This is a genomic window from Desulfospira joergensenii DSM 10085 (assembly GCF_000420085.1).
Classification (GTDB): Bacteria; Desulfobacterota; Desulfobacteria; order Desulfobacterales; family Desulfobacteraceae; genus Desulfospira; species Desulfospira joergensenii.
Genome location: NZ_ATUG01000001.1, coordinates 1,598,263 through 1,618,827, shown reverse-complemented (window position 1 = coordinate 1,618,827; position 20,565 = coordinate 1,598,263). Strand labels below are relative to the sequence as shown.

Genomic DNA, 20,565 nt, shown 5'->3' with positions numbered 1-20,565 from the left:
CCCTATTTGTTTTTGGCGATCACCCATATCGCATGAACGATTCCCGGAATATATCCCAGCAGGGTCAGCAGGATATTGAGCCAGAAATGTTTTCCGATTCCCACCTGTAAAAAAACCCCCACCGGCGGAAGAATAATAGCTATGATAATTTTAACCAGTTCCATAATAATGCCTTTTTCTGAGGTTCAAAATTGGGATAACCTTATTCTAAACACCGGCCGGGAAAAAACAAGGGCAAATCTCTTTTTCTTCCCCGGGGAAAGGTTTCAGGCTTTGACATAAAAAAATGGCGTGGACCATCTCCAATTGTCCACGGTCAATCCCTCATTTTCAATTGTTTACATTGCTTTTTTAGAAGATTGCGTTATGTTAAGAAAACATGAATTGAACCTCAAGACTGGAGTGAATATGAGTAAAGTAATCGCCATGGCAGGCAAGGGCGGGGTGGGCAAGACAACGGTTTCCGCCCTGGTGGCCAGGCATTTTGCGAAAAATTCGAAAAATCCGCTTCTGGCAGTTGACGCAGACCCGAACAGCAACCTGGGGGAGACCCTGGGGTTGGAAATAGAAAAGACCGTGGGAGATATCCGGGAAGATTTTATGAAAGATCCCCAGGGGGTTCCTTCGGGAATGGACAAGGTCCTCTACCTTGAGATGCTCATGAATCAGGTGCTCATTGAGCAGCAGGCCTTTGATCTCCTGGTCATGGGCCGCCAGGAGGGCCAGGGCTGCTATTGCATGGTCAACAATATCCTGAACCGGTTCTCCGATGAACTGGAAAAAAATTATGCCTATCTGCTGGTGGACAATGAGGCCGGAATGGAGCATTTAAGCCGCCGTACTTCGGGCAAGGTGGATATCCTGGTCATGGTCAGCGACTATGCCCTGAGGGGGCTCCGTGCCGTGGGCCGGATCAATTCCATGCTGGACGACCTCAAGCTCGAGGTCAGGAACAAGGGACTTGTCGTGAACCGTGCCCCGGAGACCTTAAGCCCCAGGTTCCTGGAAGAGGTGGAGAAAATCGGGGTTCCCATCCTGTGCACCATCCCCGATGACAATAACCTGCTTGAATTTGACATGGAGCAGCGCTCTCTGCTGGACCTGCCCGACGACTCAGATGCGGTTAAGGCCGTGGACGGGATGATGGCAAGGGTCAAAGAGATGATCGGGTAAGGAATGGGATATGTATTTGATTTCAAGGATGCCGATTTATACGATGCCGGTTTTGATAAACCGGGCAGTCAATACCGGCTCGAGCTTGAAATCAGATTGATCCTGGGTCTCATGGACCCCAAAAAGGGAGAGAGAATCCTGGATATCGGTTGCGGTACCGGGATCAGTCTTGTGCCTCTTCTGGACAGGGGCTTGAACCTCACCGGGATTGATGCTTCCCCCTATATGCTGGACAAGGCCCATGACCGCCTGGGCGACAGGGTGGATCTGCACCGGGGAATCGCAGAGGATCTGCCCTTTGAGGACAATGCCTTTGATACGGCCTTGCTTTTCACCAGCCTGGAGTTTACGGACCGGCCTGCCAAGGCCATTGAAGAGGCCTGCAGGGTGGCCAAGGACAGGGTGGTCATCGGCGTACTCAACCGGTACGCCCCCCTGAACATGGCCAGGAGGATCCGGGGATTTTTTTCACCTGATGTCTATTCAAAGGCCCATTTTTTCAGCATCGGTGAGGTCAAACAGATGCTCTTCAGTATCCTGGGGAATGTGCCTGTGCTGTGGCGGACCACCCTCCAATTCCCCTTTCTGACCGGCCGGGTGGTCTCTTATATAGAGAATATCCGCCTGGTGCAGAAATCTTACTACGGCACGATGATCGGCATGCGCATCAAGCCGGTGCCCAAGTTCCGGACCCGGCCCCTGGCCCTGAAGATCCAGAAGAGAAAGGCCTATAAACCGACTCCGGGGATGGCAACTAGGCAATTTATAATTAAGAATTGATAATGAACAATTAAGGATGCTTGGCAGCATTTTTTGGGATCCACGGAGATGAAGGAAGCAGCGTTTTATGACAAACTGGAGGAAAAGGCGGTCCAATGCCGGCTCTGCAGCCATTTCTGCAGGATAAAGCCGGGAAGGAAGGGGATCTGCCGGGTCAGGGAAAACCGGGAAGGAACCCTGGTCTCCCTGGTTTACGGGAGGGTCATTGCCGAGAATGTAGACCCCATCGAGAAAAAGCCCATCTTTCATCTGAAACCGGGATCCTTGTCCTATTCCATTGCTGCGGTGGGGTGCAATCTAAAATGCCGGTTCTGCCAGAATTCCCAGATTGCCCACTCCCTGTCGGATTCTTCCCACCATGATTCCAGGGGCCTTACCCCGGGCCGGGACATGGAGCCCCGGGACATTGTGGACCAGGCCCTGGCAGCCGGATGTGCGAGCATCTCCTATACCTATACCGAGCCCACGGTGTTTTTTGAACTGGCCCGGGATACGGCCCGGCAGGCCCGGCAGGAGGGCCTGCTCAATATCTTTGTCACCAACGGATTCATGGGTGAGGAAGCCGTTGATGAGGCCGCCTCGTTCCTGGATGCGGCCAACGTGGACCTCAAGGCTTTCAGGAATGAGTTTTATGAAAAATACTGCGGGGCAAGGCTGGAACCGGTACAAAAGAACCTGATCCGGATGAAAAAGGCCGGGATCCTTGTGGAGGTGACCACCCTGCTGATTCCCGGGCTCAACGACGACGGGGAGGAATTAAAGGCCCTGGCCGGATTTATTGCAGAGGATCTGGGGACGGATACCCCCTGGCATATTTCCCGGTTTCATCCGTGCTATCAGATGGTTGACAGGGGAGCCACTCCGGTGACTTCCCTTGAAAAGGCCTGCAATATCGGGAAGAAGGCGGGCTTAGATTACGTATATATGGGAAATGTTCCCGGATCCGAATACGAACATACCTGCTGCCCTCAATGCGGAAGCATTCTGGTGGAACGGAGGGGCTATCGGATCCGGAACCTCCTGGCCCCGGACGGATCGTGCCGGACCTGCGGGGCATTGTCAGGAATACGGAACTAGAAAAAATGAAAGTGTATATGGATTTCAGCATAAAAAAGAAAACCCTGGAATACGGGAAGATGATCAAGTTTTCCCATACGATTTTTGCCCTTCCCTTTGCCCTGTCCGCCGTGGTCCTGGCCTGGCAGACCCATGCCCCGTCAATGGTCGATCTGGTCTGGATTCTGGCGGCCATGGTGGGGGCCAGGTCCGCAGCCATGGGGTTTAACCGGATCGTGGATGCCGACATTGATCTGAAAAATCCCAGGACCGCCATCCGGGAAATCCCGGCCGGGATCCTATCCAGAAAAGAGGCTGTCTTTTTTGTGGGGATATCCTCCCTGGTGTTCATCTTTTCGGCGGCCATGCTCTCCAGGCTCTGCCTGTTCCTCTCTTTTCCGGTTCTGCTCTTTCTGCTCTTTTACTCCTATACCAAGCGGTTTACCCCGTACTGCCATGTCTACCTGGGCGCAGCCATATCCCTTGCGCCCGTAGGAGCCTGGGTCGCTTTGACCGGAGGACTGGCCTGGGGCGTCGTCTTCCTGAGCCTGAGCCTGATGACCTATATTGCCGGTTTTGATATCCTCTATGCCTGCCAGGATATTGATTTTGACCGGAAACAGGGCCTTCATTCCCTGCCGGCCCGGCTGGGACCTCGAAAGGCCATGCAGATATCCACCTTCCTCCACATCCTGACCATGGGGTTTTTGGGGGCCATGTACATTAATTTTGGCATGCATCCCGTTTTTTTAGGCTTTCTGGCCGCCATCGGCATCCTTCTGGTGGTTGAGCACCGGCTGGTCCGGCCCGATGACCTGAGCCGGATCAACATGGCGTTTTTTCATATTAATTCTATTGTATCCCTGCTTTTGTTCGCCGGGGTATTGGCAGAGTCTTTCTTCAGATGAATTCAAACAATGAGGTGAAATCATGAATCAGGATAAACCCGGAGCAACCAACAGCGATAAAACCTATGTGGTGGCCATCACAGGCGCCTCCGGTTCCATTTACGGGATCCGCCTGATCAAGGCGCTGATTGAACAGGGATACCAGGTTCTGGCCATCGTTTCCCATGCCGGACTCCAGGTCCTGGTCCATGAGATGGGGTATGACCCCAAGGATTCTTTTTATGATTTTCTGGAGCAATACGGGGTGAATTTCAGCAAGGGATCCAGGCTGGAGGTTTTTACCCAGGATGATATTGCATCGGCCCCGGCCTCGGGTTCCTTTGTTCACAGCGGCATGGCCGTGATGCCCTGCTCCATGAAGACCCTGGCCGCCGTGGCCTCGGGATATGCGGACAATCTAATCACCCGGTCCTGCGATGTCTGCCTCAAGGAAAAACGGACCCTGATCCTGGGGCCCCGGGAAAGCCCCATGGGCATCATCCATCTGGAAAATATGACCCGGGCGGCCAGGGCAGGGGCTGTGATTCTTCCCCCCAATCCCTCTTTTTATACATTCCCGAGGAATGTCGAAGCCCTGGTGGATACCGTGGTCGCCCGGACCATGGATCACCTGGGGGCCGAACATGAACTGGGTCCAAGGTGGGAATCCTGAAATTCCCAGATCACCGGATGGATAATCTGACAGAGAGCCTGGGAAAGGCCGGCCCCATTCTGGCCAAACTTCGTGAAAACGGGCACAGGGCCCTTCTGGTGGGCGGGGCGGTCCGGGACATGCTCCTTCATATGCCCCCCCAGGACCTGGATATCCTGACCGATGCCTCCCCTGAACAGGTTTTATCCCTGTTTGCCGGTGAAAATTCCAAACTCGCGGGCAAGGCCTTTCCCGTCTGTCTGGTCAAGGGCATCGAGGTCTGCTCCGGCCAACCCCCTGCCGAATCAGGGGCGGTCTTCCCGGAGAACGACCTGGGCAGAAGGGATTTTACCATCAATGCCATGGCCTTTGATCCCGGGACCAACACCCTGATGGATCCCTTTGGCGGGAAATCTGATCTGGACCGGGGCATTATCCGGTTTACCCGGAACCCCGGGGACCGGATCCTGGAAGATCCGGTCCGCATGATCCGGGCCTGCCGGTTTGCGGCCCGGTTCAAGGCGGCCCTGGATCCCTCTTCCCGGGAGGCAATTTCAGCCCATGCCGGTCTCATGGATTCCAGGATCCCGGGGGAGAGGATCCGGGCCGAGATCATCAAGGCCATGGCCATGGAAAAACCTTCCGGGTTTTTCTTTCTCCTCCATTCCCTGGGTCTTCTCAGGGGGATGCTGCCCAGCCTTAACCGGTGCGCCGGCCTTGACGGGGGGCCATTTCATTCGGAGACCGTGTTTGACCACTGCATGCTGGTGGGGGACGACCTGCCGGCCCGGTCCCCCCTGCTCCGGTTTGCCGGCTATGTCCATGACACGGGTAAATTTGACGCCATCGGGATCAAGGAGGGCAGGATCACCTTTCACGGCCATGAGACCCATTGTACGGCCCTGGAAAAAGATCTGGAGGCATTGCGGTTTTCCAGGCAGGAAAAGGAATATATCCTCTCCCTGGTCAAGGTCCACATGAGGCCCCTGGTTGAAAAGACAACCCCGAAGTCTGTCCGGAAACTCCTGGTTCTGCTGGAGGAATCCGGCATCTCCTACCGGGATTTTCTGCGCATGAGAATTGCCGATAAAAAGGGCAACCTGTCCAAATCCCCCTATACCCTCTCCCAGATCCGGCTCCGCCTTCAGAAAATCAGGGATGAGATCACCACCCGGGCGGCCTTTAACCTCAATGACCTGGCCGTTGACGGGGAGGACATCATCGAGGTATTGGAGATTGAACCGGGGCCTGAAGTGGGCCGGATCAAAGAGCTTCTCTTTGAAAAAGTCCTGGAAAATCCGGCCCTGAACAGCAAAAAGTATCTGGTACACCTGCTGACAACCTTGACAAAGAAAGATGACTGAACATGAGAATGCACAATGACTGCCTTCCCTGCATTGCCAGGGGGGCCCTGGATGCAGCCCGGCTTTCCACGGATGATGAACTCATCCAGCAGAAAATCGTAAAAACCGTATTGGCCAGGCTCTCCCAGGTTGAAATGGACTGCCCCCCGCCCCTCATGGCCCGGTTCATCCAGGAAAGCGTAAAAGAGCTGGCCGGTGTGGACGATCCCTTTAAAAGACTTAAAAAAGAGTACAATGACCTGGCCCTGGATCTCTATCCTGAACTTAAGGCCGAAAAAGACAGGGCCGGAACCCGGTCCGGCCGGTTTGAAACCGGGGTCCGCCTGGCCATTGCCGGTAATATCATCGATTTCGGGGCAACCTCCCAGGTGGGGCGGCAAAAGGTTTTGGATACCATTTCCCACGCCCTTTCCACAAGGGTCAACGGAGAGATCCGGCTTCTGGAGCAGGCCGTACAAAAGGCTGAGAATATCCTCTGGCTGGCCGACAACACCGGAGAGATCGTATTTGACAAGCTGCTGCTGGAGGAAATGGACAGGGACAAAATCATATATGTGGTCCGGGGCGGAAACGCCCAGAACGACGCCACCATGGAAGATGCCCAGTATACGGGAATCACGGAACTGGTCAGGGTCATGGATTCCGGAGCCGCCATCCCCGGGACCCTTGTTTCCATCTGCTCAAAGGAGTTTCAAAGGGCCTATGAAAGGGCAGACCTGATCATCTCCAAGGGCCAGGGCAATTTTGAAACCCTGGATCACCGGGACAAGAGAATCTTTTTCCTGTTCAAGGCCAAATGCCCCATCGTGGCTACCCATGCCGGATGCGAACCCGGGGATGTGGTGATCCGGACCTCGGGAGACCTGTCCCCCCGGGATTAACTTCTTGCAAATTGCTGCCGGCCATGGGTATAAAATACACTTTTGAATGGGGTCTGCCCCAAGGGGCAGGCCGGCAACAAGGCTAAATTCAAGGATTCCATCATGGGTGACATCGTTCTCATCAACATCTCCGGCAAAGACAGAAAAGGGCTGGACGCCCGGTTTACCGAAATCCTGGGCAACTACAGGGTAACCATCCTGGATATCGGCCAGGCCGTGATCCATGAGCACATCTCCCTGGGGATTCTGGCGGAGATCCCCTGTTCCAGTGATTTTTCCCTGATCTTCAAGGATATGCTCTTTGAGGGGCACAAACTGGGGCTTTCCGTGGATATCAAACCCGTGGACCATGACAGCTACGAAAAATGGGTCCTGGCCCAGGGCAAGGAACGGCGGATCATCACCATCCTGGGGCAGACCATAACCGCCGGGCAGATCTCTTCCGTGGCCTCGGTAATTGCCGAACAGGGCCTGAACATCGATGCCATCACCCGGCTCACCGGCCGGATTTCCTTTGTAAACCCCCAGCCCCGGCCCCGGGCCAGTATCCAGTTTTCCGTATCCGGCACCCCCGGGGACATCCTTAAAATGCGGGGCAGTTTCATGGAGATCTCCCAGAAACGGGGGGTGGATATCTCCTTTCATGTGGACAATATCTATAGAAAGAACCGGAAACTGGTGGTCTTTGACATGGACTCCACCCTGATCCAGGCCGAGGTCATTGTGGAACTGGCCAAACTGGCCGGGGTGGGGGACCAGGTGGACCGGATCACGGAATCGGCCATGGCCGGGGAAATTGATTTCAAGGAGAGCTTCAGGCAGCGGGTGGCCCTGCTCAAGGGGCTTCGTCAGGAAGAGCTCGAAGGCATTACCCGGAGCCTTCCCCTTACCGAGGGGGCCCATCTGGTAACCAAGACCCTGAAGCAGCTGGGGTATAAACTGGGCATTCTGTCCGGGGGATTCACCTTTGTGGGAGAGTACTTAAAGGAGAAGCTCGGATTTGACTATGTCTATGCCAATGAACTGGACATGGAAGAGGGCGTGGTCACGGGCAAGGTCCGGGGCGAGATTGTGGACGGGGAGAAAAAAGCCAGCCTGCTCAGGGAACTGGCCCAGAAAGAGAACCTGTCCATTGAGCAGACCATTGCCGTGGGGGATGGGGCCAATGATCTTCCCATGATCTCCATCGCAGGCCTGGGCGTGGCGTTCAATGCCAAACCCGTGGTCCGGGAAAAGGCCAGCAACGCCATTTCAACCATGGGCCTGGACGGTCTGCTTTATCTGATCGGGATCCATGAGCGGGAAATCAAAATCATTGATACGGTGTAGGATCAATAATCCCTGCCTCCTCAAATCCTTTTTTCCGGTGGAGGCAGGAGTCGCAATGGCCGCAGGAGCGCCCTGTTTCATCCGGATCATAGCAGGAGATGGTCAGGCTGTAATCCACACCGAGGCTGTATCCGGTCTGAATGATCTGAGCCTTTGACATTTGGATCAAGGGGGTTTCTATTTTCAGGGAGACTTCACCGGTGACCCCGGTTTTGGTGGCCAGGTTTGCCATGGTTTCAAAGGCCCGGATAAACTCGGGCCGGCAGTCGGGATATCCCGAATAATCCACGGCCGTTACCCCGATATATATGGAAGATGCCTTTAACACCTCTGCCCAGGCCATGGCATAGGAGAGGAAAATGGTATTCCGGGCCGGGACATAGGTAATGGGGATTTCATCTTCTTTAAGCTGGTCTGCGTTTTCATGCTTGGGCACATGGATGTCATCGGTGAGGGCGGAGCCTCCGAACTGCCTCAGGTCAATGTCGATGATCTTATGGGCTTTGACCCCCAGGGCCTTGGCCACTTTTCGGGCCGATTCCAGCTCGGCCGAGTGGCGCTGGCCGTAGCTGAAACTTAAGCTGTAAATTTCATTTCCCCTCTCCTTTGCCATGGCCATGGCCGTGGTGGAGTCGATGCCTCCGCTGGAAAGGACCACGGATTTTTTTTTGCTCATGGTTGATTCCTTAATTTTTATAAGCCGGAAGTCAAAAGCTCAAACCCAGAAGCCATGACCCGGATAATTCAGTTATTCTTTTTATATTCAGACCCCTCTTTGGTCCGGGTCCCAGATGATCTTATGCTGCTGGATGGACAGCCTGGCTTTGAGCCGGTCTTCCAGGATCCAGACGGCCAGGTCTGAGGGCCGGATCCGGCCGAACACCGGGGATATATGGATTTTCTCCCCGGATACCCGGTCCAAAGAGTCCTGTATGAATTTTCGGGCATATTCATAGTCCCGGCGGGAGCCCACGACAAATTTGATTTCATCCTGCCGGGTCAGGCGGTCTATGTTTTCAGCTAAGAAAGAGCCAGGCTCTCCGGAGGAGGGGCATTTGACATCCAGGATCCGGATGCATGCGGGATCAACCAGGCCGATATCCCGGCTTCCGTTGGTCTCCAGGAGGACCTGGAATCCTTTTTTGAGCAGTTTTGATACAAGATCCGGGGTCTGGTCCTGGATCAGGGGTTCTCCCCCGGTGATTTCAACCAGGGGGCAGGCATAGGATTCAACCCTTTCCAGGATTTTATCCAGGGACATGGGCCTTGACTCGGTTTTGGAATAAAGGGTGTCACACCAGGAGCAGTTGAGGTTGCAGCCGGACAACCGGACAAAAACACAGGGCAGTCCGGCAAATGTGGATTCCCCCTGGAGGCTGAAAAAGATTTCACAGACGTTCAGGGACAATCACTCCTCCCTGTAGGAAGACCCGCATCCCGGGCTTTCAAAGACCATGATCTTGGATACCTTGATATGTTCGGTATTCAGCCTTCTGGAAAGCTCTTTGTAGAGAAACTTCGCCAGATTCTCAGAGGTGGGATTGATGCTTGAAAACTCCACCACCTCGTTGAGATTGGTGTGGTCAAGTTTGCTTAGAACATCCTTGACCACTCCCTTTACATCCCGGAAATCAATTCCAATACCCAGTTTGTTGAGTTTGAAGCATTGGATATGGGCCTCCACGATCCAGTTATGGCCGTGGAGGTTGGAGCAGTTGCCGTCATATCCCTTAAGGGCATGGGCCGCTGCAAAATGATCTGTTACACAGATTTCATACACGCCTGGCATAATAAATCCCCTTGTATCATAAATGCGTCCTGAACCGACTCCTTTAAGTGTATCATAAATTTGGGTCTGAATCCAAAAAGTCAAGCTAGGCCCTTGTCAATTCCTTAAATATAGCTTTTAAATTGGAACTTTGGGGAGAAATGGGGTACCATAAAGGATCTTATTTGAAAATTCGGACGAAAAAAGGGGGAACTATGCAGGGGGTGAGATGGGTCATACTATTTCTGGCAATGGTTTTATCGGCCGGGTGCAATACTTTTTATATGGGCGCCGGTGATCCGGTTTCGCACCGGTATGAGAAAAAGGAAAAGGGGAAGGGTCCGCCTCCCCATGCTCCGGCCCACGGATACCGGCACAAGCACCAGGGATATGATCTTGAATACCGAGACAAGGCCGGGGCTTATATCGTGTTGAATGTACCGGAAACCTGGTTTTACGACGATCTCTACATCCGGGTTTCTTCCGACGGTGAATGGTTTGTTTCCGCAGACCTGGAAGGCGGCTGGCGGATTGCCGCCGGAAATGAAGTGCCCTATTCCCTGAAAGAGTACAAAAAGAAGGGCAGACATAAGAAAAAGAAATCCCATAAGAAAAAGAAATAGCCGGCCGGAAAGGTTTGCCGGATATCCCGGTCAGATATTTGCCATCCATTCCGGGAGCTTCAGATCCTTCACGGTCAGGTAATGGGGGGAATAGGGTTTGATGTCGATCACCGGGCTTTGGTTTACGGCCTCAAGTCCCTGAACCTGTAAAATATTTTCCCTGCGTTCCAGCAGCCTTACCGCCGAAACCAGAATCGGATTGGGCCGGGCCGGGCTGCAGGTGGCAAAGATTCCCTGCTTTGGGATATCCTTTCTTCCCATGGGATGGACCTGTTTCAACTGCCTTTTTTCAGGATCAATGAGATGGGGCCAGTACAATACCAGGATGTGGGAAAAATCTTCGATCCCCTTGAGCAGAGGGGTCCAGGGCTCAAATATGCGAATCCGGCTGACAGTGTTCTTGACCTTTTCACACTCTTTTTTAACCGTATCCCGGGAAAGGTCTGACTTGAGTCCGTTTTTATCTGTTTTCAGGGTCGGATTTGCAAGGGGGCTTTCCACTCTCCCCACAGGTTCCAGTATCATTTCAGGCCGGAGTTCTTCCATTATATTTCCTCGCAGTTCAATTTTTCATTCCGTATCCGGATCAGGCGGCTTGTTCCTTTCTTGCCTCCTCTTCAATGGGAACCACCAGGGGAAGCCCCCTGTGCTCCATGATGTCCACCCTGACCCCGTAGACATCTTCCACCATTTCCGGGGTGATGTCTTGAATACGGCCGGCAGAGTATATGGCCCGGTCTTTTAAAAATATATACTTGTCCGCATACCGCATGGCCGCACTCAGATCGTGCATGGTCATGATGGCCGACATCCCGTGCCCTCTTACAATGTGCCGGATGAGTCCCAGGATCTGGGTCTGGTTTTTCAGGTCCAGGCTGGCCGTGGGCTCGTCCATGAGAATGACGTCGGTTTCCTGGACCAGGGCCCGGGCAATGCAGACTTTCTGGAGTTCTCCCCCGCTCATGCAGTCCAGGGTTTTGAGACTGAGATCCGACAGGTCCAGCTGCCGGATCACCGCATCCACTTTGGTGAGATCCTCTTTTCCGACCCGGTACCCCATGTGGGGTTTTCTGCCCATGAGGATGGCGTCAAAGGCGGTGATTCTGGCGGTGGCGCTGCTCTGGGCCACATAGGATATTTTTCTCGCAATCTGACTGGGCGTCATGGTCCGGATTTCGTCTCCCTTTACCAGGATTTCCCCTTTTGTGGGAAAGAGAATCCGGTTCAGGCATTTTAGCAGGGTGGTTTTCCCCACCCCGTTGGGGCCCAGAATCGCCACGGTCTCTCCTTCACCGATGGAGAATCGGATCCTTTCCAGGGCAGGCTGGCCCTTGTAACTGAAACAGAGATTATTGACATGAAGAATCATTTTTATTTCCTTTGAATGATCAGAAAGATGAATACCGGCGCCCCGAGAAAAGCAGTCAGGATGGACACGGGCAGGACATGGGGCAGCAGGATGAGCCGGGCCCCAATGTCTGCCGCCAGCAGGATCAGGCCTCCGGCCAGGATGGACCCGGGCAGCAGGAAGCGGTGATCGTCTCCGATGATCTTCCGGACGATGTGGGGAGCCACAAGACCGATAAAGCCGATAACGCCAACAAAGGAGGTCACCACAGAGATGGCCAGGGAAGCGGCCATCATGCCGAAAATCCTGACCCGCTCCACCCGGACACCCAGGCCTTTGGCGGTTTCGTCTCCCATATCCATGGTATTGTAATTCCAGGCGTTCCCCAGAAAATAGATCAGGATGAATGCCGTAACCCCGGATAAAACGGCCAGGTCCTGCCAGTCCGCCCGGGCCACGTCTCCAAAGGTCCAGAAGACCATGGCAGCCAGCTGCACATCATCGGCAAAGAACTGGAGCAGCATGGTTCCTGCCAGGAACAACGCGTTCAGGGCCACTCCGGTAAGGATCATGGCCTCCGGAGATGCATTCCGTATCTTTGCGACCCCTGTAACCACAAAGGCCGTTGCCATGGCAAAGAAAAAGGCGGATCCCAGGGTGAGTACGGGATTGGAAATGGATACGGCATCCCCCATACTGGAGGACATGACCCCGGTTCCCAGGATCATGATGGCAAAGGCGGCGCCAAATGCGGCGGCATGGGAAATGCCCAGGGTAAGGGGGGAGGCCAGGGGGTTTCTGAGTACCGACTGCATCACCGTGCCGGCTCCGGCCAGACCTGCCCCGGCCACCACGGCCGTCAGGGTCTGGGGCAGGCGGATATTCCAGATGATCAGCTCAAACTGCCGGACGGAACCGGACTGGAAGAGTGTCGAGAATACGTCGGGAAACGGGATGTGTACGGCTCCCAGGGAAATTCCGGTTATTACGGCCAGACCCAGGGCGCCCAGCATCAGGCAGTTAAAAGCGGTTTTTCTCCGGATATAGCGGGTGTAGTTTCCCGGCACCCTTCCGTTGTCAAAATGCATGACTTGACTCCTAGTTGAGTTCCACGGGCTGAAAGGCCATGTTTTGAAAGGATGCGTTCAACTGCCCGAATACAGGCTTGGAAACCAGGAATTCATAGATTTCATCCGCCTTTGTTTCCGGATCAATGTCTGCAAATTGTTCCGGGTAAAGCACTTTGCCGATATACCAGGCATTTGCCAGAACAGATCCATGGTTCTGGGTATACCAGTTATAGGGAAGAAGGCCAAAGACCTGCCCCTTTTTTACGGCGGTCATTTCCCGGTAAACCGGATCGGTTCTCAGTTCAAAGAGACCTCCCTGGTCCCGGCCCATCTGGAGGGTTGACAGGTCCAGGAACAGAACCTCGGGATCTGCCACCAGAAGCTTTTCCTTGGAAAAGATGGAGTGGCGCAGGGCAGGGCCGGTGTCACCGGGACAGGCGATGTTTTGGGCCCCGACAAATAGAAAGGGGGGATACCCGGGCTCGGTGGACTGGAATCCGTGGGGACCGCGAAAGGCTATCCCGCCCACAAAACAGGTTTTTCCCCCGGCAGGATCCCGGGTCCGGTCTTTGAGCTGACGGATCTCTTCCTTAAAAAAGGAGATTACCTGTTCCGCCCTTTCCCGGCGGTCCAGGACCTTTCCCAGGAGGGTCAGGGTGTGAAAATACTGCCCGATGCTTTTTCCCAGATCTCCGTACTCCAGAATGATCACCGGGATTCCGGTCTTTTTCTGCAGCTTGACCGGATCGGTTCCGGAACCGCTGTAGGTCTTGAAGATCACCTGGGGCAGGGGAGAAAGACTGATGATTTTTTCCGGATTGTCCCTTCCCCTGAATTCCCCGAAAACCGGGAGATCCCGGAACTGGGGATTGGCCAGGAAATAAGGTCTGGCATCAAAATCCCACCTTCTCTTTTCCATATCATCCACCCCGACCACCAGATCCTGGGCCCCAAGATAGGTGATCAGCCGGAGGCAGCCCGGGCCCGAGCAGATGATGTGTTTGATATTTTCCGGGATGGTAAGGGGCCTGCCTGCGGAATCGGTTATCTGCCTGGTGCCGGCGTGGACTGCTGCCGCTCCAAAGATTCCAAAGATCAGGGTCAGGCAGACGGTTAGTCTGAACAGGGATCTTGCCATGGGTCCTCCCAAAATAAAAAAAGCCACGAAAACCGCTCCCGTAAAAAGGAGTCCTAGGCCTTCGTGGCTCGTCTGTTTTGATAATAAAAAAGGTCTTACTATATCCTGCCTTCTGGCAAGGGTTGGTTTCGGTCTATTCGATTCTCCGGCTCCTGTCAAGGAAATTTGAAAATAGCAGAATTATAAAATTATACTTGGAAAATCGGGGAACAAGGGGGTAATATATTCCTTTGCTAGTGGGAAGGGATTAAAAATAAACAGGTGAAGCATGTACAAAATATTCATTGACGGGCAGGAAGGAACCACGGGACTCCAAATAAAAGAGCGTTTGGAGGCAAGGGAGGATATTGAACTCATCGAGATCCCCGGGGACAAACGAAAGGATATAGAGGTCAAGCGGGAGATCATCAACCATTCCGATCTGGTTATCCTCTGTCTTCCCGATGCCGCGGCCCGGGAGTCTGTGAGCCTGGCGGAAAATGAAACCCCCCGGTTTATCGATGCCTCAACCGCCCACCGGACCCATGAAGACTGGGTTTACGGCCTGCCCGAGATGGAGCCGGATCACCGCAGGAAAATTGCCGAAGCAAGGTTCGTGGCCAACCCGGGATGCTATCCCACCGGGTTTATCCTGGCCGTCAGGCCCCTGATCCGTCTCGGGATCATGCCAAAGGATTATCCGGCAACGGTCCACGCCCTGAGCGGATACAGCGGAGGCGGGAAAAAACTGATTGCCGCCCATGGGAGCCGGCCCCTTGAAGAAGTGGACAGGATCGCCTCCCGGCCCTACGGATTCAGCCTGAAACACAAGCATATCCCTGAAATGCAGAAATACGCAGGACTCACCCATGCCCCGGTTTTTTCACCCCAGGTGGGCCATTTCTACAACGGCATGCTGGTGAATATCCCGCTCTTCCCCCATCTGCTGAACCGGAAATCCACACCGGATCAGATCCGGGACGCCCTGATCCGGTACTATGAAAACGAACCCTTTGTAAGGGTCATGGAAGGGCCGGACGAGGACCATCTGGAAGGACCTTTCCTCTCCCCCCTGGGATGCAACGCCACCAACCGGGTGGAGATCTTTGTCTTTGGCCATGAAGACCAGATCCTTCTGACATCCCGCCTGGACAACCTGGGCAAAGGCGCATCCGGGGCTGCGGTTCAGAATCTCAACATCATGATGGGCGCCGGGGAGGATACGGGACTGATTGCATGATCAGGGGGTTTCCTTTACGCCTCCTTAATTATTGTATGCAGCAAAAGCTAAAGTTTTCTATCCACGGACTCCCGCTCCAAACTATTGAATTGATCCTTTGTAATTTTGAGTAGGCTGAAAGGCATGCATTCAACCACGCTCAGTGTTTCTGAAAGATAAATGCATCAAAATTTAATCCTTCAATCTTTTTAGAAATCAAACTGAAAGCATGGATATATTTGTTCGGATCCGCTGCGTCAGGATGTGAGGGATCAGTTTTCCGTATCATGTTAATTGCCCCTTGATTCGGTTCAAAAAAACAAAGAATCGCATTCGCTTTGGTTGTTCGGATAAACTCCTGAAAAACTTTTATCCGCTCGGACTCAGCAATATGGTGAAATGTACCATGGCAAAATATGGCATCAAAAGTACCGTCTGCATGTGGTATGTCATTCGCATTAAAAGGCTGGAACTCAATTAAATGATCGACTTCAACCTTTTTTGCATTTTGAAGCCAGTTCTGATTTGCATAAATGGTGTCATCATCACTCGGTTCTCCGGTTAGCACTTTATATCCATTTAGTGCAAGTGTTATTGACAAACTGCCCATGCCCGTTCCGACTTCTAAAATTTTTGCATCTTTCGATAATTGCAATTCTTTGATCACTTTATCGATATCTACAGCTGAAAACCCATATTTTTCCCCCAGAATCTCAATCGCTTTTGTGATACTCAAATCCGGCACCTCCGTTTTAGATACATGGTAAGTAATTATTTTTTATTATATTATTATAATTGTTTTATGATAGCTTTTCATCCCCCAAAAGGGTGATTGATTTATAAAAAAATTGACTTTATAAATCAACAAGGTTAGGAAAAAATTTAATCTTGGCGATACTCAAATGGGCTGTTTTCTTTGAAAAATCGTTGGGTAATAATAGCTGAAACGCATAAAAGAGATAATAAAGAGAGGGATACATGGGCATTGTTTTTCATGAAGACCATTATAAAGACTACTGCCGTCAAATTTCAGAGCATGATCTTTCATCCATTAAAGATACCCTGGGCATAGAATTACAGGACGAGAGTGCCATTGTTCCCCTGTTCGGTGAGGAATATTTGGTTTCTGGGAAAGGAATAACGGATAAATCGGGCAATCGACCTGGATATCTGATTTGTGTTGTGCTTGCAAAATATCTATTGTTATGCCCTCAGGCACCTTCTGTGAACGAGGAGTGGTCAACTCTCACAGATTTAAACTCGCAGTTTACAAATGTAAATGTTTTTAAAAGTGATGCGGAACGTCCCATCATTCAAAGTTTTACCGGCAAGGTTAATGCTTTGATTGAGGCAGCGGGAAAATTAGGGTGCAAACCATCTAAGATGGACACTATATATGATGTTTCGATGGAAATTAATGCACTGCCGAAAATCAAAATTCTTTTGTTATTTAATGATGGTGATGAAGAATTCCCCGCATCCACTTCAATTCTATATCAGCGGCATGCCGGGGAATATCTTGATCCAGAATCCCTTATTATGATCGGAATGACATTTACAAAACTATTAAAAACGCTTGCGGAATAGACTGACAGTTCGGTCCGGTGTTTTTAAAGATCATCGCATTGAATTATTTTATTGCAGAAACGATATGGGAGCCAGGCCGTAACCATTCATATTTAAGGTTATCCAAATAATCAGCCCACCCTTGCATCATTTTCAGCCCTGCCGGTATTGCATGCCGGAAAATTTGACCGCAAGTTTGCCGGAGCCGGTGGGCTGTTTCCACGGCCTCCCGGTTCTCTACCCGGCGAAGTACCGGAAGCAGGTCTAAGGATGCAATAGAGGCAAGATCTCTTCCTCCCAAAGGATGAAAACAAAAAACCCCCGAAGTCTTATTCTTCGGGGGTTTTATAACCAGGTTGTATCTCCCTGGATTATTATCTGGTAGCGACGCAGGGACTTGAACCCCGGACTCTGCGGATATGAGCCGCATGCTCTGACCAACTGAGCTACGTCGCCAAAAAACCCAAGCAAGATAGCATAGGCACGATCTTTCTGTCAAATGTTATTTTTTCGTCTGCCCGGCCTTTGAAAATCCTTCCACTTCCACGGTAAAGTTCTGGAGGTTCTCCGGCAGATCGGAAAATACGAGCATGAACGGAACGGATCCCCCGGGTTTGATATTGAGGTTGGCGTTGTTCATGCCGTCCCTGACGGAAAGCTGTTTGCTGATGTCGGCGATGTTTCCGGTCTTTAAGATCTCTTCGGAGATGATATTGCCGCAGAAGGCCGTCTGGGTCTTGGCCTTGACCTTGCCCTTGGTGAGCAGGGTTCCCCTGACCTGGATATGCTGATAGGTAATTTGGGCCGGATTATCCACCTTGCCGGTGATGATGAACAATTCCCCGGCCGTATCGTTGGAGATGAATCTTCCGTTGATGTTCTTCTGGCTGGGCACGGGCTTGGGTGGAGGTGTCTGGGCTTTGTCCGTGCCCATGAACTGTTCGATAAAGGGTATTTTTATTTCCGAGAGATAGGGGATCTTGTATCCCATGAATATGCTGGCGATGTAGGCACAGGCCGTGATCAGAAAGATCAGGAGAAGCAGGATAACCGGTGCACCCATGGCTGATTTTTTTCTCCGGGTCCTTCTGGGCGGTTCAAGGGTCAGGCCGGGCTCCACGGTTTCTGTTTCCTCTTTCAGGGCCGGATCTGCATCGGGCTCCGGGGAAGCATCCTCCTGGACGACTTCAGGCTCAAAGGGTTCTTCCATGTCTTCGAGTTCCGGTTCCGGTTCTATCTCCTGATCCAGGACCTGGTCATAGGCGGAGAAGTCAGGTTCTTCCTCTTCAGCCTGTTCCAATTCTTCCGGCTCTTCGGAATCCGTGTCCAGGGTCATCTCCCGGGAGGGGTCAAATTCCAGGGAGCTCTCATCCGGCTCGGGGAAGCCGGTGTCCGGTTCCAGATCCAGGTCCTGGTCTTCCTCAAAGTCCAGGTCGAATTCCGGTTCCTCCTCTTCCAGGAACAGGCCGCCCTCTTCATCGGAATCGGGAATGTCCGGAACAAGGGATTCGATTTCTCCGGATCCGGTATCCGGATCTTCGGAAATGATGTCTGGTTCTTCTTCCGGATCTTCCATGGGGGATTCCATTTCCAGGCCGAGATCTGCTGAAGGGGGAGTCTCTTCCAGAGAAAGGGAATCCTCGAAGTCAATATCTTCGGTATCAAATTCCAGTTCATCCGGGTCACCCCCGGCCCCATCCCTTTCTGCCTCGTCCTCATCCATACCCGGATCAAAATCCATTGTCAGGGAGGAATCATCGTCCATTTCAAGGGTCAGGCCGCCGGTATCAATTTCCAGGCCGCCGTCCGAGTCACCAAAGCTGATCTCGATATCTGCTTCTTCCTCCGGGAGATCCCCGGTTTCCAGGTCGGTTTCGCCTGAGTCTATTTCCAGGTCGGATTCATCAAATTCCTCGTCAAACTCCCCGTCGGAAAAATCGAGTTCATCCCCTTGTAAAGACATATCCTGGGAATCTTCATCCAGGTCAAAGTCCATGTCTGCACCCATGTCCCCGTCCAGATCCGCATCCGGTCCGGTCTCCATGTCCGCTTCAATGCCGGGGTCGACCATGGGAACAACAGACTCCTGTTCCGGTTCCGCCGGGGCCTCTTCCCCGGGGGGGAAGGCCGTGAAGATGCTCCGGCACTTGCTGCACCGAACCTTGGAACCTTCCGGCTTCAAAAGGGAGTCATCAAGATGAAAGCTTGTTGAACATTCCTCACAGGTAATTATCATTGGTCTTCCCCTCTTCGGTTACAATTTCAGATCATAGATCGCAGGCAGATTCCTGTATCTTTCATCGTAATCCAGTCCATAACCTACAATAAAGCCTTTTTCAAGTGAAAAACAGGAGTAGGCAACATCGATGTGGACCTGTCTGCGTTCTTTTTTATTGATGAGACTGCAGATTTTTACCGACCTCGGGTTGAGCAGGTTTACGAACTCTATGATCTTCAAGAGGGTTCTTCCGGTATCCACAATATCCTCCACCAGGAGGATGTCTCTGTTCTTCAGCTCCAGGTCCGGCTGTTTGGTAAACACGATCTGGCCGGTGGTGCTGGTGCCTTCGTAGGATGAGGCCCCCATGAAGTCAATTTCATGGTCAATGGAGATATGGCGGGTCAGGTCGGAAAGAAAGATAAAAGATCCTTTTAAGATACCCACAAGGACCAGATCTTTTTCCTTATAGTCCATGGCAATCTCGTTTCCGATTTCTTTGATCCGGGTCTGGATTTCCTGTTCCGAGATAAGGGGGATGAATTCAGGCATGCTTATAATCCTGTTTTTTCCAGTTCCTGAACGAGCTCCTTTTGCCTGTCTGTCAGTCTCTTGGGCATGTCTATATTAACCACAACAAAGAGATCTCCGCAACCATTTCCTTTCATATGGGGGATCCCAAAGCCGGGAAGCCTCATTTTGGCCTTGTTGTTGGTGCCCGCCGGAAGGTTGAGGCTGACGGTTTTCCCGGCCGGGGTTTTGACCTCTATCTTGCCTCCCAGCAGGGCCTGGGAGAGTTTTACCGACTGGTTCATAAGGATATCGTTTCCCTCGACAGTGCACCCGGCAGAGCCCAAGGGGGCTGACCGGATATAGAGATTCCCGGCCGGACCGCCGTGGGGACTCGGCTCTCCCTTGCCCGGAAGGCGGATCTTCTTTCCCTGGGTCAGCCCCTTGGGGATCTTGACTTCAATGGCCTTGGTGGTGTTGCCCTGACTGATGGTGATGGTCTTCTGGGTGCCGTTGATGAGTTCGTCCACGGTGAGGGGGATCTCATACTCGATATCCTTGCCCTTCATGGCGGCCTGCTGCTGCCCGAAGCCTCCTCCTCCCATGTTCTGGAAAAAGGGGTTTCCGCCTGAAAAACCTCCTGACCGGCCCCTCTGTCCGAATGAGCCGGAAAATCCGCCGCCCCTGCCTCCGCTGAATCCAAATTCCTTGAGGATATCTCCCAGGTCAAAGTTCCTGAAGATGTCCTCCTGGGAAAACCGCTGCTGAAAGTCGGCGGATCCATAGGTATCGTACTGGTTCCTTTTTTCAGAATCGCTCAGTACGGCATAGGCTTCGCTGATTTTTTTGAATTTGTCTTCCAGGGCCTTGTCCCCCTGGGTCTTGTCAGGGTGGTATTTTAAAGCCAGTTTTCTATAGGCTTTTTTGATTTCCGCCGCGCTGGCGTTTTTTTCAATCCCAAGTATCCTGTAATAGTCATCGGCCATGTTTTATTCCCTTTATTC

General features: G+C 52.5%; 24 protein-coding genes and 1 tRNA gene. 11 read left to right on the top strand and 14 right to left on the bottom strand.

The window, feature by feature from the left end:
- Positions 1-2: 2 nt before the first annotated feature.
- The gene (locus F608_RS35640) at positions 3-164 is read right to left on the bottom strand and encodes a YqaE/Pmp3 family membrane protein (protein WP_022665134.1); all 162 of its coding nucleotides are present in this window, start codon (positions 162-164) and stop codon (positions 3-5) included.
- Positions 165-408: 244 nt separating this feature from the next.
- Between F608_RS35640 and F608_RS0108110 the strand changes: the two genes are divergently transcribed.
- The 8 genes from F608_RS0108110 (at position 409) to serB (ending at position 8,122) form a co-directional block, all read left to right on the top strand.
- Complete coding sequence (locus F608_RS0108110; protein ID WP_022665133.1) at positions 409-1,173, top strand: ATP-binding protein; 765 nt, start codon at positions 409-411, stop codon at positions 1,171-1,173.
- Between the two features lie 3 nt (positions 1,174-1,176).
- Positions 1,177-1,953, top strand: coding sequence for a class I SAM-dependent methyltransferase (locus F608_RS0108105; protein WP_022665132.1), 777 nt, complete (start codon positions 1,177-1,179; stop codon positions 1,951-1,953).
- Between the two features lie 48 nt (positions 1,954-2,001).
- Positions 2,002-3,030, top strand: coding sequence for an AmmeMemoRadiSam system radical SAM enzyme (amrS, locus tag F608_RS0108100; protein ID WP_022665131.1), 1,029 nt, complete (start codon positions 2,002-2,004; stop codon positions 3,028-3,030).
- A 5-nt stretch (positions 3,031-3,035) separates the two neighbouring features.
- Positions 3,036-3,917 carry a UbiA-like polyprenyltransferase gene (locus F608_RS0108095; RefSeq protein WP_022665130.1) on the top strand — a complete coding sequence of 294 codons (882 nt, stop codon included), beginning with the start codon at positions 3,036-3,038 and terminating at the stop codon, positions 3,915-3,917.
- A 22-nt stretch (positions 3,918-3,939) separates the two neighbouring features.
- Entirely contained in the window at positions 3,940-4,569 is a 630-nt protein-coding gene (locus F608_RS0108090; protein WP_022665129.1) for a UbiX family flavin prenyltransferase, read from the top strand.
- A gap of 17 nt (positions 4,570-4,586) precedes the next feature.
- Complete coding sequence (locus F608_RS31150; protein ID WP_033398353.1) at positions 4,587-5,912, top strand: CCA tRNA nucleotidyltransferase; 1,326 nt, start codon at positions 4,587-4,589, stop codon at positions 5,910-5,912.
- 2 nt (positions 5,913-5,914) lie between these two features.
- Positions 5,915-6,793: a damage-control phosphatase ARMT1 family protein gene (locus F608_RS0108080; RefSeq protein ID WP_022665127.1), complete on the top strand. Its 879-nt coding sequence runs from the start codon at positions 5,915-5,917 to the stop codon at positions 6,791-6,793.
- Positions 6,794-6,895: 102 nt separating this feature from the next.
- Positions 6,896-8,122, top strand: coding sequence for a phosphoserine phosphatase SerB (gene serB, locus F608_RS0108075; protein ID WP_027362575.1), 1,227 nt, complete (start codon positions 6,896-6,898; stop codon positions 8,120-8,122).
- On the opposite strand, the gene queC is transcribed toward serB, so the two are convergent.
- From queC to queD, 3 genes are all read right to left on the bottom strand, one after another.
- Positions 8,106-8,798 (bottom strand): 7-cyano-7-deazaguanine synthase QueC, encoded by a 693-nt coding sequence (gene queC, locus F608_RS0108070; protein ID WP_022665125.1) that lies wholly within the window; start codon positions 8,796-8,798, stop codon positions 8,106-8,108. The genes serB and queC overlap by 17 nt on opposite strands.
- A gap of 87 nt (positions 8,799-8,885) precedes the next feature.
- Positions 8,886-9,530 (bottom strand): 7-carboxy-7-deazaguanine synthase QueE, encoded by a 645-nt coding sequence (locus F608_RS0108065; protein WP_022665124.1) that lies wholly within the window; start codon positions 9,528-9,530, stop codon positions 8,886-8,888.
- Positions 9,531-9,911 (bottom strand): 6-carboxytetrahydropterin synthase QueD, encoded by a 381-nt coding sequence (queD, locus tag F608_RS0108060; protein ID WP_022665123.1) that lies wholly within the window; start codon positions 9,909-9,911, stop codon positions 9,531-9,533. It abuts the gene before it with no gap.
- A 194-nt stretch (positions 9,912-10,105) separates the two neighbouring features.
- On the opposite strand from queD, the gene F608_RS0108055 reads away from it, so the two are divergent.
- Positions 10,106-10,513, top strand: a complete 408-nt coding sequence (locus F608_RS0108055; protein ID WP_022665122.1) for a hypothetical protein — start codon at positions 10,106-10,108, stop codon at positions 10,511-10,513.
- A gap of 30 nt (positions 10,514-10,543) precedes the next feature.
- On the opposite strand, the gene tsaA is transcribed toward F608_RS0108055, so the two are convergent.
- From tsaA to F608_RS0108035, 4 genes are read right to left on the bottom strand one after another with little or no spacing between them, the layout of a single operon-like run.
- On the bottom strand, positions 10,544-11,059 hold the full coding sequence (gene tsaA / locus F608_RS0108050) for a tRNA (N6-threonylcarbamoyladenosine(37)-N6)-methyltransferase TrmO (RefSeq protein ID WP_022665121.1): 516 nt from the start codon (positions 11,057-11,059) through the stop codon (positions 10,544-10,546).
- 40 nt (positions 11,060-11,099) lie between these two features.
- On the bottom strand, positions 11,100-11,882 hold the full coding sequence (locus F608_RS0108045; protein ID WP_022665120.1) for an ABC transporter ATP-binding protein: 783 nt from the start codon (positions 11,880-11,882) through the stop codon (positions 11,100-11,102).
- Between the two features lie 2 nt (positions 11,883-11,884).
- Positions 11,885-12,949, bottom strand: a complete 1,065-nt coding sequence (locus F608_RS0108040; protein ID WP_022665119.1) for a FecCD family ABC transporter permease — start codon at positions 12,947-12,949, stop codon at positions 11,885-11,887.
- Positions 12,950-12,959: 10 nt separating this feature from the next.
- Positions 12,960-14,069: an iron ABC transporter substrate-binding protein gene (locus F608_RS0108035; RefSeq protein WP_027362573.1), complete on the bottom strand. Its 1,110-nt coding sequence runs from the start codon at positions 14,067-14,069 to the stop codon at positions 12,960-12,962.
- A 268-nt stretch (positions 14,070-14,337) separates the two neighbouring features.
- On the opposite strand from F608_RS0108035, the gene argC reads away from it, so the two are divergent.
- Positions 14,338-15,288 carry an N-acetyl-gamma-glutamyl-phosphate reductase gene (gene argC / locus F608_RS0108030; protein ID WP_022665117.1) on the top strand — a complete coding sequence of 317 codons (951 nt, stop codon included), beginning with the start codon at positions 14,338-14,340 and terminating at the stop codon, positions 15,286-15,288.
- A 139-nt stretch (positions 15,289-15,427) separates the two neighbouring features.
- On the opposite strand, the gene F608_RS0108025 is transcribed toward argC, so the two are convergent.
- Positions 15,428-16,003 (bottom strand): class I SAM-dependent methyltransferase, encoded by a 576-nt coding sequence (locus F608_RS0108025; protein WP_022665116.1) that lies wholly within the window; start codon positions 16,001-16,003, stop codon positions 15,428-15,430.
- A 242-nt stretch (positions 16,004-16,245) separates the two neighbouring features.
- Between F608_RS0108025 and F608_RS0108020 the strand changes: the two genes are divergently transcribed.
- The gene (locus tag F608_RS0108020) at positions 16,246-16,854 is read left to right on the top strand and encodes a DUF3786 domain-containing protein (RefSeq protein ID WP_022665115.1); all 609 of its coding nucleotides are present in this window, start codon (positions 16,246-16,248) and stop codon (positions 16,852-16,854) included.
- Between the two features lie 43 nt (positions 16,855-16,897).
- Here F608_RS0108020 and F608_RS37335 read toward each other — a convergent pair whose 3' ends face one another.
- The 5 genes from F608_RS37335 to F608_RS0108000 form a co-directional block, all read right to left on the bottom strand.
- On the bottom strand, positions 16,898-17,134 hold the full coding sequence (locus F608_RS37335) for a phage integrase central domain-containing protein (protein ID WP_425248190.1): 237 nt from the start codon (positions 17,132-17,134) through the stop codon (positions 16,898-16,900).
- Positions 17,135-17,212: 78 nt separating this feature from the next.
- Positions 17,213-17,289 (bottom strand) — tRNA-Met (locus F608_RS0108015).
- Positions 17,290-17,335: 46 nt separating this feature from the next.
- Positions 17,336-19,069, bottom strand: a complete 1,734-nt coding sequence (locus F608_RS0108010; protein WP_022665114.1) for a DUF3426 domain-containing protein — start codon at positions 19,067-19,069, stop codon at positions 17,336-17,338.
- A gap of 18 nt (positions 19,070-19,087) precedes the next feature.
- On the bottom strand, positions 19,088-19,603 hold the full coding sequence (hpt, locus tag F608_RS0108005; RefSeq protein WP_022665113.1) for a hypoxanthine phosphoribosyltransferase: 516 nt from the start codon (positions 19,601-19,603) through the stop codon (positions 19,088-19,090).
- A gap of 2 nt (positions 19,604-19,605) precedes the next feature.
- Complete coding sequence (locus tag F608_RS0108000; RefSeq protein ID WP_022665112.1) at positions 19,606-20,547, bottom strand: DnaJ C-terminal domain-containing protein; 942 nt, start codon at positions 20,545-20,547, stop codon at positions 19,606-19,608.
- Positions 20,548-20,565: the final 18 nt, after the last annotated feature.